Source organism: Aeromonas sp. ASNIH1 (assembly GCF_002934285.1).
Classification (GTDB): domain Bacteria; phylum Pseudomonadota; class Gammaproteobacteria; order Enterobacterales; family Aeromonadaceae; genus Aeromonas; species Aeromonas caviae.
Genome location: NZ_CP026228.1, coordinates 564597 through 574841, shown reverse-complemented (window position 1 = coordinate 574841; position 10245 = coordinate 564597). Strand labels below are relative to the sequence as shown.

Below are 10245 nucleotides of genomic sequence, written 5' to 3'. Positions count from 1 at the left end.
GGTTGCAGCATGAGTGACAACCGGCGCAGTGGTTATGTGGTGTGCTGGCGTTCGTTGCTACAGGCAGAGTGGGCTCGCAATGCCACCAAGCTGGCGGCCTGGATGCGGTTGATTGGCATGGCAGCCTATGAGGCTGGTCCGGTGCACTACAAGGGGCGTGACTGGCATCTGCTGCGTGGCCAGTTGGTGATCAGCGCCACCGAGCTGGGTATGCAGCTTCGTGATGAGCGGGGCAGGGGGCTCGACAAGAAAGGCACCGAGCGCATGCTGGCCTGGTTCGCCAAGGAGGGGATGATCGAGCTGCGTGGTACCCCCTGGGGGACCATCATCGAGGTTTGCCACTACGACGACTATCAGGCTGCGGTGCAGCCGGTGGCAACCAATTGCGAATCGTTTTCAACAGAGCAGTTTGAGGGCGCGACATATGGGGTGCCCATCGGGGTACCGACCGGGGTGCCGAGTGTCCCGCCCAATCCCTTGTCTGGCGTGGCCTTGAATGGTGGTGATGGGGCGCCCACTGTCTCGCCCATCGGGGCCCCGACCGTCGCGACAACAGAACAAGAAGTAAAAGAAGAGGAAACTACAGAGGATCTTAAACAGATCTCTTGTCCGGTTTCTGACGAAACCGAACGAGACCGGAAGGGCACCGCCTCGCTGGCCGTCAGCGTTGATGCCAAGGCCGTGCTGGCACACTTCAACTCGGTTACCGACCGCCGTTATCAGGCCAAGCCAACCGCTCTGCAGAACATCAACGCCCGGCTTGCAGAGGGTCACAGCGTTGCTGACCTGATGCTGGTGGCCGAGTTCAAGAGCACCCACTGGGCAGCCGACCTGAAGATGGCTGAGTACCTGCGCCCGATGACGGTGTATGCCCCGCAGAAGTTCCCGGGGTATCTCGCCGCGGCCCGGCGCTGGGAGCAGGTTGGGCGTCCGCGTTGCGTGAATGGGGAGTGGGAGGGCTTTGAGCGCAAGCGCCCCTTGTCCAATCTTGCGCAGGCCCAGCAGCAGGCCCAGGCCATCATGGCCGCAACGGGAGGGGCCGGCTATGACCGCAACACACCTCTGTAATTCATCTGCTCTGCCTGCCGTGCCTGAAGTCATGCAACTGAGCGTCAACATGTCGGTATTTCTTGCCGATGAGCTGCTGCCGCTGATGGCCGGCCTCTGGCCTGCCAGTGCCAACCAGCTCGACAGCAACGTTCGCGGGGTGGCGATGGCGTGGGGTCTTCAGTTGAGCGGATTGACCCCTGACCAGATCACCGAAGCGGTGCTGGAGCTGGCCGGCGATACCAGCCGCCAGTTTGCCCCGCGCCCGGCCGAGGTCAAAGCCGCCATCTTGCAGCGCAATCCGGTACCGAAGTGTGCCCCGGCTGGTCGCCAGATCTCCATCCGTGCCTGCGAGATGCAAGCGGAGGCCCGGGTCTATGTGCGTGACCGCCAGGTTACCGATGCAGCGGTGCAGGCCGAGTTACAGCAACTGCTGGCAGAGCTGCGCAGTGAGGGTGTGACGATCACGGGGAGGATTCGGTGATGGCTGGTCAATTCAACGCGAACGTCGAGCGCGATGTGCGTGAGGCGAAGTTCTGCCGGGTGGTCATCTATCCGCCGGTGCGGGGCTGGGTGGGGGAACGGGTGCACCTGGAGGTGTCGAACTCGCTGGACACCCTGGGCATGACCGATGCTGCCACCAGTGCCGGGTATTACCTGGTGTGGGATGGGGCCGAGGAGGCGCGGGTGGAAGCAGCGCGGATCCGGGGTAAGGCGGTGGAGCTGGTGAGGGTAGGGGCATGATGCACTACTACGCCCAGCACACCCCGACCCGGGATTGGGATGCCCCGCTGCTGGGCATCGAGGAGTTGGTGAAGGCGCAGGAGGCCGGCATCTGTGTGTCGATCGGGATGTGGGTGATCCACGATATCGGGTTTAGTGCCTGGAGCATCGAGATAGGCGTGATCGTCGGGACTGCCATGAGCAGGGCAGCCCATCAAGCCACCACCGGGAGGGGGAGGAAAGGATGAGTATAAACATGACGTATGGGGTGTTGATCTGCAGTTGGCTGTTGCTGCTGGCATTGGTGGCGGTAGAGGTCTGGCGCCTGCTCCATGAAGAAGGGGACTCGGATCATGAGCCGGATCCTGCCATCGACGAGCCGCGGCTGGTGTCAGCCTGCCGTGAGCTCTCCGAGCTGGCGGCGAAGACCAAGGAGGCCAGTCATGGTTAAGGCCTTCTTCCTGCTGATGTATGTGTTTGTGGTGTTGTTTGTTCTGGCCCATGTGCCCTACCAGGGTGGCGTGAGTTGGCAGTTGCTGGGGGCCCCGGTGGTCTGGGCTGTGTTGGGGGGCTGGGTGCTGATCATGTTCCCATGCTTTGTTGCACGGTCACTGCTGGCCCCTTTTCGAGCCCTGCTGCTGGTGCTTGTCTGGATTGGCACCCTGCTGGTGGCGGTCGCCAAGCTGGTGCTGGTGACACTGAACCGAATCAACCGCGATCTGGCCGAGGAGGCCCATCATGACCGTTAAGCCGAAGGAACTGAACGAACAGGGACTGATCGACCTGGCCGGGGTGAAGGTGTATATCGCGGGGCCGATGACCGGCTTGCCGCAGTTTAACCGGCCGGCGTTCTACGCGGCGGAAGCCTATCTACAGGGGCAGGGGGCCAGGGTGATGAACCCCGCTGTGCTGCCGGATGGTTGGGAGCATGATGCCTATATGCGGATCGCCATCCCCATGCTGATGGAGTGTGAGGCGGTGGCGTTTCTGCCAGGCTGGCAGCAGAGCCGCGGGGCACGGCAGGAGTTCACTCGGGCGCACGCCTTCGGCCTGGTGCTGCTGCAGTTGGACATCGAGGAGATCCCGCTGGGGTTGCTGGTCAGGCAGCATCTGCCGTTGATGGTGTAGGTCATATCCCGCAGTGAGAACCTAACAAACGGTGATTGATGGCTGTATAAATAAACAGTATCTTTTGGGGCTATACCAAGGACATGACAATCGGGAGAGTGACATGCAGGTGTTAAGTTTCGACAGTGTGGAGTTTGGCAAGGTGCGCCTGATCCAGGAGGATGGGCGCGTGCTGTTCTGTGCCGTCGATGTGTGTAAGGCGCTGGGCTACAGCAATGCGCGGGATGCGGTGAAGCGCCATGTGGATGAGGGGGATGTCGTGAAACGCGACACCCCGACGACCAGCGGGATGCAGGAGGTCAGCTTCCTGTGCGAGAGCGGGGTCTATGCCTTGATCTTCGGCAGCAAGTTGCCCGCGGCCAAGGGGTTCAAGCAGTGGGTTACCGGTGAGGTGCTGCCCAGTATCCGCAAGACGGGGCAGTACGCGATCGGCCAGACCCCGGTCATCAACGTGGAGGCGGTACAGGTCGAGCTGCTGTTCGTCGAGACGGCGGCCAGGATGCTGAACGTGAGCAACTCCGGCAAGCTGGGCATGCTGCAGACCATTCAGCGCCAGCATGGGTTGCCGAACCTGCTGCCCTCTTACGCCATCGATGCGCCGAGCGATGCCACCGATGGCAGTTCGCGGCCGACCTTCTCGGCCACCGAGGGGCTGAAACAGCACGGGGTGAGCATGGGGGTGCGCTACTTCAACGCCCTGCTCGAGTCGAACGGGTTGCTGACCAAGATGCGCCGCCCTTCCACCAAGTCACCGGTTAGGCAGAAAGAATTCTGGGCGATCACGCCCAAGGGGCTGCTGTACGGCAAGAACATCGTGGATCCGCGCTGCCAACGCGAGACGCAGCCGCACTGGTACCAGAGCCGGTTCGCCGAGCTGCTGGCCAAGGTCGGGCTGGGGAAGGTGGCGGCGTGATCCACATACTGAACGCCTTCAAGCAGGGGCTGAGAGGGGGAGTGAGCGCTGGCCATGACATTCAATCTGGCGCGGCTACCTGATCAGAAGCGTCAGCGGATAGAGTTGGATAAGCAGGCGGCTTTGCTGGTTTGGCAGTGCCGCCGCAACCTGGCGACCCGAGAGGATGTTGCCAGGGCAATCATCAATCAGCCCGTGGAGCACCAGGAGTATTTTCGCGATCGGCTGAACCACTACCGTGAGGTAAAGGGATCACATGAGCAAGTTTACTAGCCGCAGCGCGGCCAGAGTGCAGCACCTGCAGCAGCAGGCCAGCAACCCGGCCGGGGCCGCCATCAATGCCAGCGCCGAGCTGTTCCGTTCTATCGACACCGCCTGCCCGGGCATGACCGCCGCCGAGGCCGCCCGCCGAGTTATCGCGTCTGAATCAATCGCCCTACGTCGTACCGCCAGCTATCAGTTGCTTGCCCGCCTGGGCCCGCTGCTCGACAAGCTCGAGATGGTGGAGAAGCTGGGATGATGCCGACCCATCCGGTCTTTGTGCCAGAGATGGGGATGGTGCTGCTGAAGGTGGGGGAGGGGCTGGCTGCACTGCGCACCTCCCTGGCCAACCGCCCGGCGGTACTGGTCCCAGCCCCCGAAGGCGGCGACCTGCTGGCTCAGTTCCCAGAGCTGGCCAGTGCCCTTCTCAACCCTTCCATCGTCAACGCCGCCGGCGGCGAGCTGGCCTTGCGCAGCCTGGGCCAGTGCCTGATCGGTCATGGCTGCATTGGGGAGTCGGTGACCACTGAGATGGGGGGCCTGCCGCTCCCCCTGTGTTGGCACCACGACAACGAATACCGGGATGGTCAGCTGCCGTTCAACCAGGGTGAGCATGCCGCGGCGATCGCCCGGGCTCTGCTGACCCGGGTGGCGGGTTGGTGTGGGGTTGCCCTTGCCCAGTTGCAGGCGCGGGATCTCTGCTGGTGGGCCAGCGTGTTCAAGGTGCTGGGTCTGCTACCCATCGAGGTGGTACGCCATGCCTGCCGCTTGTCAGCTCTCGAGCCGGAGCGGGTGCTGCGCCCCGGACGTGGCTATCGCGAGACGGATGCCCGCTATCCGGTGAATCGCACCGAACTGCTGGAGCAGGATCCGCTGGCCGAGCTGCGCGGCCGGGTGCGCATCAAGCCAGCGGTGAAGGCCATCGACCCGGAGCCGCCGATGCTGCATATCCCCCGCCCCAAGATGCGGCGCTGGGAGTCGGCCAACTATCTGGCGTTCGTCCGCCAGTTGCCGTGCGTGGTGACCGGGGAGACCGAGGGCATCGAGGCGCACCATGTGGTGGGGCACGGGCTCAGCGTGATGGGCAGCAAGACCCATGATCTGATGACCTTTCCGCTCTGCCACCAGGCACACATGGAATTGCACAACAAGGGCTGGCAGCAGTGGGAGCAGACCCACGGCAGCCAGCTGGAGCACGTCGTGATGACGTTGAACAAGGCCGCCGGCCTGGGAGTGTTTGGATGACGCCATATAGTGGAAGTGGGGTCAAGGCGCGGGCCCGCCCGCAGCCGGTACCGGGATCCATGAACAAGACCGAGGAGGCCTATGCTGGCCACCTGCGCATGCTGATGCTGGCGGGCGAGGTGCTGCACTACGAGTTTGAGCCGCTCAAGCTGCGGTTGGCCGACAAGACCTTCTACACCCCGGATTTCATGGTGGTGCGCCGGGATGGGCTGATCGAGCTGCACGAGGTGAAGGGGTTCTGGGAGGATGATGCCCGGGTGAAGATCAAGGTGGCCGCCAAGCAGCACTGGATGTTCACCTTCGTCGGGGTACAGCGCCATGGCGCCCACTGGTCACTGGAGGCATTCTGATGCGACTCGAATATGCGCTATCGATAGGGGAACCCCGCTCGGCGATGATCCAGGCTATCCAGTCCCGCTCCACTGGTCCTTCTCACCTGACTCAGGCCGATGTGCTGGGGGCGTTGGGGTTGGTGCAGAAGTATGAAGGGGTGGGGTTGGCGCTGATGATGGCTCGCTACACCAAGGACAAGGCCAGCCATCATAAGGCCGTGATCGGGGTGATGGCGGAGTGTAGCAAGCTGGCACCTAGGTATGTGGGGAGCATCAAGACACGTGGCCAGGGGATGGCGCTGAAGGCGATCGCTGCGGTGTCAGTGCAGCACTACTGCCGCACCGCAGATACGCCAGGGGCAGCTTGCCAGTGCAAGGGGAGGGGGAACGTGCGTGACATGGAGGCGTCCCGGTTACACGGCAAGTCCATCGACAAGCCTTGCCCCCGCTGTGGTGGCACCGGCTTGCGCCCCATTCCTGGCGCGCAGATCCGACGTGCTATCGAGCCGCTGCTGGGCACGCTGAGCCGCGGTGAGTGGGAGCGGCAGTGGTACCCGCTCTATCAAGCGGTGCTGGCCTGGTGTCATGTGCAGGAGAGCGAGGTAGCGGCACTCTACAACCGAGTGACTGCAGCGTGATTTGATAAGCGGGGCCATTGGCCCTGCTGCTGTTTTATGAGTACTCGATAGTGGGCATGGCCAACTCTGGTTTTATCTTGGCGATGATACCCAAGTTGGCAGATATCAGTATCCGGACGACTGCCTAGGTGATCGTCTGCTTGTCGACGATAAATGTCTGACAAGAAACTCATTAGTATCCCTTTTCGTAACGTAGTCAGTCGGATAGACTCGAAACTTAAACTTAGATCAGGTGCCTATGCGGGCATACCAACGAATAATCGATGAGTCGCTACGCACCATTACGAAAGGATTCAGTATGAATAGGGATTGGGAGTCAGTCTTTTCAACATGGGCTAGAGGTCCAAGCGAGACTGAGCAAGCGAGGGCAGAAAATGCAGAACGACAAATCAGACAAGCAATTCAAAGTAGCCCTAAGCTGCAAAGTCGAGATATAAAGGTATTTACTCAGGGCTCTTACAGAAATCGAGTAAATGTACGAAAAGATAGTGATGTTGATATTGGTGTGGTCTGTTATGACACCTTTTTTCCAGAATATCCTGATGATAACGTCAAAGCTGAGCTGAGTAAAAGTTTTAGCGATGGAACCTATACTTATTTCGCTTTCAAAAATGAGCTCGAAGAAGCTCTAGTAGCTAGATTTGGTCGGGCGTCCGTATCTAGAGGCAGCAAATCTTTCGACATAAAAGAAAATACTTATCGGGTGGAGTCTGACGTAGCTGCTTTCTTCGAACATAGGAGATACATATCTTCCACTAGGTATTTATCTGGTGTAGAAATGCGCCCTGATGATGGAAAGCCATCTATTATAAGAAATTGGCCGGAACAGCATTATATTAATGGTGTGTCAAAGAACGATTCTACATCCAGAAGGTATAAACGCGTTGTCAGGATTATTAAGACACTGTCGAATGAAATGGCCGGCAATGGAATTGAATCAGCAAAACGTGCTCCTAGCTTTCTGATCGAGTGCCTAGTTTTTAATGCTTCAAGCCCCTGTTTTAATTATTTGACTTATATGCAAATGGTTCGTGCTGTTCTTGCTGAGCTATACAATAACACAATTACTGATGAGAAATGTTTAGAATGGGGTGAGGTTAGCGAGCTTAAATATTTATTCAGAGGTTCTCAACCTTGGACTAGACAGGGTGCGCATCAGTTTCTGAGTGATGCTTGGGATTACATAGGGTACAAATAATGCTCACTAGACTTCATATATCTTCATTCATTGGTCTCACAATCGCAGTTTGGTTGATAGCTCTTTGGATACAGGGGATGCCTGTGCTAAGTGCTGATTTTGTTAAGCCTTTTGGAACTGTTGTCGGTGTTATTACACTACTTGTCACCCTTTTTAATAAATATCTTTGGTCGTGGAAAATATTTAAAGGCTGGTACGTTAAACGTCCAGATTTACGAGGGACATGGAAGGTTGAGCTTAAAAGTAGTTGGATTAACCCTGAAACTGGAAAAGGAATTGATCCAATTTATGGATACGCGGTTGTTCGACAGTCTTTAACAAATCTAAGCCTGAGATTGATGACGAAGGAATCTCGATCAGTTCTTGTTGCGCATAGCATTGAGCAACAAGAGGATGAAGATTTATTCAAGCTTGTGGGAGTATATAGGAACGAACCAAAAATCGAGCTGCAGGGTGTAAGGAGTGAAATTCACCACGGTTCTTTTGCTCTTGAGATTCATGGTTCACCAGTTGAGGAGCTTGAGGGGCACTATTGGACTGACAGAGCGACGAAAGGTGGAATGAAATTATTCAGTAAAGTTGTAAAACTGTATGCAACATATGAGCAGGCCGAGCGCGATCTGAGCAAATAATAAGATGCTGCTGCCGGTGAAATAATAGGAGCAATTATGTCTGAACGCATTGGATATGCAGTTTACAGTGAGATTGAAAGTGGGTACCTGACCACAGCATCACCAAGCAATTACCTCTGGGATCCGGCAGCTGCCCTGCTGTACGAGACTGCGGCAAAGGCATGGGCGTCGGCAAACCGTCGGGGGCCCGGATATGCGGTTGCAGTTGCCATCGTGCGCGATGAAAGCGGGAAGTTGCAACATGAGGAACTGCCTATTCCTATGAAGGCTGCTCCTGGTAGTTGGATTGTTCGCCTCAAGGATGAGGGACTACCGATCGGCCCCCTCTATATTTCAAGCCTGAGTCGAGATGGCAAGTCTCGCGCATCAACAGAAATTCGCGATGCCAGAGGGTTCAGTCATGAGAAGGCAGTTGAGTTGGCGGCCACCTTCGAAGGTCAGCAAGGTAGAACTGTGAGTCTGGAGCAAGTACCGAGCTGAGCTGGGGTTGGTACTGAACTGCAAGAGCGAGGATGGGGCTACAACGCATGGATAGCGTATTGAAAGCACCCGCCCTGAAGATGGCGGGTTGGGGGCTGCTTCATGGGGATTTCTTCGATCTTTATGACATCGCCGAAGTGTTTGAGATCCCCAGTGGCCAGGCAGGCCAGCTAATGATCTACTTGCGCCGGCTGGATAGTGTGGAGCTGGTTGCCGAAGTCCGAGGAGGGCTGAAGGAGAAGGGGAGAGCTCCTAAACGGATCTTTATCAAGGTGTTCTGCATCCATCCCGAAGTTCCGCCAAGGCCCCAGAAGTTGCCGCCGGCGCCAAAGTCGGCGTCTATCCATCAACAGTTGACCAAGCTGGTCAAACTCATGCCTTCACCGCGGGGAGCTCGCTGATGCAGGTGGTGTAGCGGGGGCTTAGCTGCTCCCTTTTCATCATCCACTCCGAGCGGTCTATCCCCCTAGCCGCGAAGTAGACCTTCCCCAACCGCCCTTGGTTGATCTTGTCGATGACTTGCATGAGTGCTTCGCTGCGGGGGGATTGCTGCTCCGCGGCGAACAGGTCTCCTTGCTGCATGCTCATGGGGGTGAAGTCGGCCAGTATGACGCCGCCCTTCATATAGCGGATATCATCCCGCCAGATCCGGCGCAGTAGCGGTTCGATCTGGGCGAGCAGTTCGCGGGTGTCGGCTGTTGGGGTGGATAACCGGGTGGCGATCTGGTTGCTGTAGTAGGTCTCTCGCTCCGAAAAGGGGCTGCTGCGGATAAACAGGGTCACATGGCGGCAACGTTGACCTTCGGCCCGTAGCTTTTCGGCGGCCCGCTCCATGTAGCCAGCCAGGGCCTCACGCATGGGGCCGATTTGGGTGATGCGCGCCCCGAAGCTCCTACTACAGATGATCTGCTGTTTAGTCGGGGCCAGGGGCTCCAAGTCGGCGCAGGGGATCCCCCGCAGCTCTTGCACGGTGCGCTCGACGACGACGCCATACCGGCTGCGCAGGCTCTTGGGGTCGGCCGCCACCAGGCCAGCTACGGTGGTGATGCCCTGGGCCGTCAGCTTGGCGGTGAGCTGGCGGCCGATCCCCCAGATTTCATCGACCGGGGTGATGGCCATCAGCTTGGCGCGGCGCTCTTCATCACGCAGATCAACGACGCCACCGGTAGCCGGCCACTTCTTGGCGGCGTAGTTGGCGAGCTTGGCCAGGGTCTTGGTCGGTGCAATGCCGACTCCCACGGTGAGGCCGGTCCACTGCTGCACCCGTTGGCGGATCTGGCGGCCATATTCCATCAAGTCGCCGGCCCAAAATTCCCCGAGCTCGATAAACGCTTCATCGATGCTGTAGACCTCGACTGTTGGCGCCATGCTCTCCAGGGTCGTCATCACCCGGTTCGACATGTCGCCGTAGAGGGCGTAGTTGGAGCTGAACCAGGTACCGCCCTGCTCCTCATAGCGCTCGCGGATCTGGAAGTAGGGCACCCCCATCTTGATCCCCAACCGCTTGGCCTCTGCAGAGCGGGCTACCACACAGCCATCGTTGTTGGAGAGCACGACGATCGGTACCCCCTTGAGGTCGGGGCGAAACAGCCGCTCGCAGGAGGCGTAGAAGTTGTTCACGTCGACCAGTGCAATGGCGGTTGGCATG

General features: G+C 58.5%; 18 protein-coding genes. 17 read left to right on the top strand and 1 reads right to left on the bottom strand.

Features of this window, described 5'->3' with window-relative positions; all coding sequences use genetic code 11:
* Window positions 1-9: 9 nt before the first annotated feature.
* The 17 genes from C2U37_RS02755 to C2U37_RS02675 all read left to right on the top strand — a co-directional run bounded on the left by C2U37_RS02755 (window position 10) and on the right by C2U37_RS02675 (window position 8998).
* Window positions 10-1068 carry a conserved phage C-terminal domain-containing protein gene (locus C2U37_RS02755; protein WP_231563224.1) on the top strand — a complete coding sequence of 353 codons (1059 nt, stop codon included), beginning with the start codon at window positions 10-12 and terminating at the stop codon, window positions 1066-1068.
* Complete coding sequence (locus C2U37_RS02750) at window positions 1046-1531, top strand: hypothetical protein (RefSeq protein ID WP_081999445.1); 486 nt, start codon at window positions 1046-1048, stop codon at window positions 1529-1531. Before C2U37_RS02755 ends, C2U37_RS02750 begins: the two co-directional genes overlap by 23 nt.
* Window positions 1531-1791, top strand: a complete 261-nt coding sequence (locus C2U37_RS02745) for a hypothetical protein (protein ID WP_042881793.1) — start codon at window positions 1531-1533, stop codon at window positions 1789-1791. Before C2U37_RS02750 ends, C2U37_RS02745 begins: the two co-directional genes overlap by 1 nt.
* Window positions 1788-2018 (top strand): hypothetical protein, encoded by a 231-nt coding sequence (locus tag C2U37_RS02740; RefSeq protein WP_231563222.1) that lies wholly within the window; start codon window positions 1788-1790, stop codon window positions 2016-2018. The genes C2U37_RS02745 and C2U37_RS02740 overlap by 4 nt, the downstream gene beginning before the upstream one ends.
* On the top strand, window positions 2015-2221 hold the full coding sequence (locus tag C2U37_RS02735; protein WP_130632540.1) for a hypothetical protein: 207 nt from the start codon (window positions 2015-2017) through the stop codon (window positions 2219-2221). Before C2U37_RS02740 ends, C2U37_RS02735 begins: the two co-directional genes overlap by 4 nt.
* Entirely contained in the window at window positions 2214-2519 is a 306-nt protein-coding gene (locus tag C2U37_RS02730) for a hypothetical protein (RefSeq protein ID WP_042881789.1), read from the top strand. Before C2U37_RS02735 ends, C2U37_RS02730 begins: the two co-directional genes overlap by 8 nt.
* Complete coding sequence (locus C2U37_RS02725) at window positions 2509-2898, top strand: DUF4406 domain-containing protein (protein ID WP_052224808.1); 390 nt, start codon at window positions 2509-2511, stop codon at window positions 2896-2898. Before C2U37_RS02730 ends, C2U37_RS02725 begins: the two co-directional genes overlap by 11 nt.
* A 103-nt stretch (window positions 2899-3001) precedes the next feature.
* A complete protein-coding gene (locus C2U37_RS02720) occupies window positions 3002-3811 on the top strand; it encodes a BRO-N domain-containing protein (protein WP_052224807.1) in 810 nt (269 codons plus the stop codon).
* A 54-nt stretch (window positions 3812-3865) separates the two neighbouring features.
* Window positions 3866-4084 (top strand): DUF3283 family protein, encoded by a 219-nt coding sequence (locus C2U37_RS02715; protein ID WP_042881787.1) that lies wholly within the window; start codon window positions 3866-3868, stop codon window positions 4082-4084.
* Window positions 4068-4331 (top strand): hypothetical protein, encoded by a 264-nt coding sequence (locus C2U37_RS02710; protein ID WP_042881785.1) that lies wholly within the window; start codon window positions 4068-4070, stop codon window positions 4329-4331. Before C2U37_RS02715 ends, C2U37_RS02710 begins: the two co-directional genes overlap by 17 nt.
* On the top strand, window positions 4328-5317 hold the full coding sequence (locus C2U37_RS02705) for a DUF968 domain-containing protein (protein ID WP_042881783.1): 990 nt from the start codon (window positions 4328-4330) through the stop codon (window positions 5315-5317). The genes C2U37_RS02710 and C2U37_RS02705 overlap by 4 nt, the downstream gene beginning before the upstream one ends.
* Window positions 5314-5667, top strand: coding sequence for a hypothetical protein (locus C2U37_RS02700; RefSeq protein ID WP_042881781.1), 354 nt, complete (start codon window positions 5314-5316; stop codon window positions 5665-5667). The genes C2U37_RS02705 and C2U37_RS02700 overlap by 4 nt, the downstream gene beginning before the upstream one ends.
* Window positions 5667-6287, top strand: a complete 621-nt coding sequence (locus tag C2U37_RS02695) for an antitermination protein Q (RefSeq protein ID WP_052224805.1) — start codon at window positions 5667-5669, stop codon at window positions 6285-6287. Before C2U37_RS02700 ends, C2U37_RS02695 begins: the two co-directional genes overlap by 1 nt.
* Before the next feature lie 298 nt (window positions 6288-6585).
* Window positions 6586-7485 (top strand): nucleotidyltransferase domain-containing protein, encoded by a 900-nt coding sequence (locus tag C2U37_RS02690; RefSeq protein ID WP_081999444.1) that lies wholly within the window; start codon window positions 6586-6588, stop codon window positions 7483-7485.
* Between the two features lie 77 nt (window positions 7486-7562).
* Window positions 7563-8117, top strand: coding sequence for a hypothetical protein (locus tag C2U37_RS02685; RefSeq protein ID WP_233768449.1), 555 nt, complete (start codon window positions 7563-7565; stop codon window positions 8115-8117).
* Between the two features lie 36 nt (window positions 8118-8153).
* Window positions 8154-8597, top strand: coding sequence for a hypothetical protein (locus C2U37_RS02680; protein WP_042881777.1), 444 nt, complete (start codon window positions 8154-8156; stop codon window positions 8595-8597).
* 47 nt (window positions 8598-8644) lie between these two features.
* On the top strand, window positions 8645-8998 hold the full coding sequence (locus tag C2U37_RS02675) for a hypothetical protein (protein WP_174843546.1): 354 nt from the start codon (window positions 8645-8647) through the stop codon (window positions 8996-8998).
* Here the strand turns inward: C2U37_RS02675 and umuC are convergent.
* Window positions 8970-10244 (bottom strand): translesion error-prone DNA polymerase V subunit UmuC, encoded by a 1275-nt coding sequence (gene umuC, locus C2U37_RS02670; RefSeq protein WP_042881776.1) that lies wholly within the window; start codon window positions 10242-10244, stop codon window positions 8970-8972. The genes C2U37_RS02675 and umuC overlap by 29 nt on opposite strands.
* Between the last annotated feature and the right edge of the window lies 1 nt (window position 10245).

Coding starts and splice junctions, on each gene's coding strand:
- C2U37_RS02680 (WP_042881777.1), top strand. CDS start 8,154: ATGTCTGAACGCATTGGATATGCAGTTTACAGTGAGATTGAAAGTGGG.
- C2U37_RS02735 (WP_130632540.1), top strand. CDS start 2,015: ATGAGTATAAACATGACGTATGGGGTGTTGATCTGCAGTTGGCTGTTG.
- C2U37_RS02715 (WP_042881787.1), top strand. CDS start 3,866: ATGACATTCAATCTGGCGCGGCTACCTGATCAGAAGCGTCAGCGGATA.
- C2U37_RS02740 (WP_231563222.1), top strand. CDS start 1,788: ATGATGCACTACTACGCCCAGCACACCCCGACCCGGGATTGGGATGCC.
- C2U37_RS02695 (WP_052224805.1), top strand. CDS start 5,667: ATGCGACTCGAATATGCGCTATCGATAGGGGAACCCCGCTCGGCGATG.
- C2U37_RS02690 (WP_081999444.1), top strand. CDS start 6,586: ATGAATAGGGATTGGGAGTCAGTCTTTTCAACATGGGCTAGAGGTCCA.
- C2U37_RS02755 (WP_231563224.1), top strand. CDS start 10: ATGAGTGACAACCGGCGCAGTGGTTATGTGGTGTGCTGGCGTTCGTTG.
- C2U37_RS02745 (WP_042881793.1), top strand. CDS start 1,531: ATGGCTGGTCAATTCAACGCGAACGTCGAGCGCGATGTGCGTGAGGCG.
- C2U37_RS02730 (WP_042881789.1), top strand. CDS start 2,214: ATGGTTAAGGCCTTCTTCCTGCTGATGTATGTGTTTGTGGTGTTGTTT.
- C2U37_RS02725 (WP_052224808.1), top strand. CDS start 2,509: ATGACCGTTAAGCCGAAGGAACTGAACGAACAGGGACTGATCGACCTG.
- umuC (WP_042881776.1), bottom strand. CDS start 10,244: ATGCCAACCGCCATTGCACTGGTCGACGTGAACAACTTCTACGCCTCC.
- C2U37_RS02720 (WP_052224807.1), top strand. CDS start 3,002: ATGCAGGTGTTAAGTTTCGACAGTGTGGAGTTTGGCAAGGTGCGCCTG.
- C2U37_RS02710 (WP_042881785.1), top strand. CDS start 4,068: ATGAGCAAGTTTACTAGCCGCAGCGCGGCCAGAGTGCAGCACCTGCAG.
- C2U37_RS02700 (WP_042881781.1), top strand. CDS start 5,314: ATGACGCCATATAGTGGAAGTGGGGTCAAGGCGCGGGCCCGCCCGCAG.
- C2U37_RS02675 (WP_174843546.1), top strand. CDS start 8,645: ATGGATAGCGTATTGAAAGCACCCGCCCTGAAGATGGCGGGTTGGGGG.
- C2U37_RS02705 (WP_042881783.1), top strand. CDS start 4,328: ATGATGCCGACCCATCCGGTCTTTGTGCCAGAGATGGGGATGGTGCTG.
- C2U37_RS02750 (WP_081999445.1), top strand. CDS start 1,046: ATGACCGCAACACACCTCTGTAATTCATCTGCTCTGCCTGCCGTGCCT.
- C2U37_RS02685 (WP_233768449.1), top strand. CDS start 7,563: ATGCCTGTGCTAAGTGCTGATTTTGTTAAGCCTTTTGGAACTGTTGTC.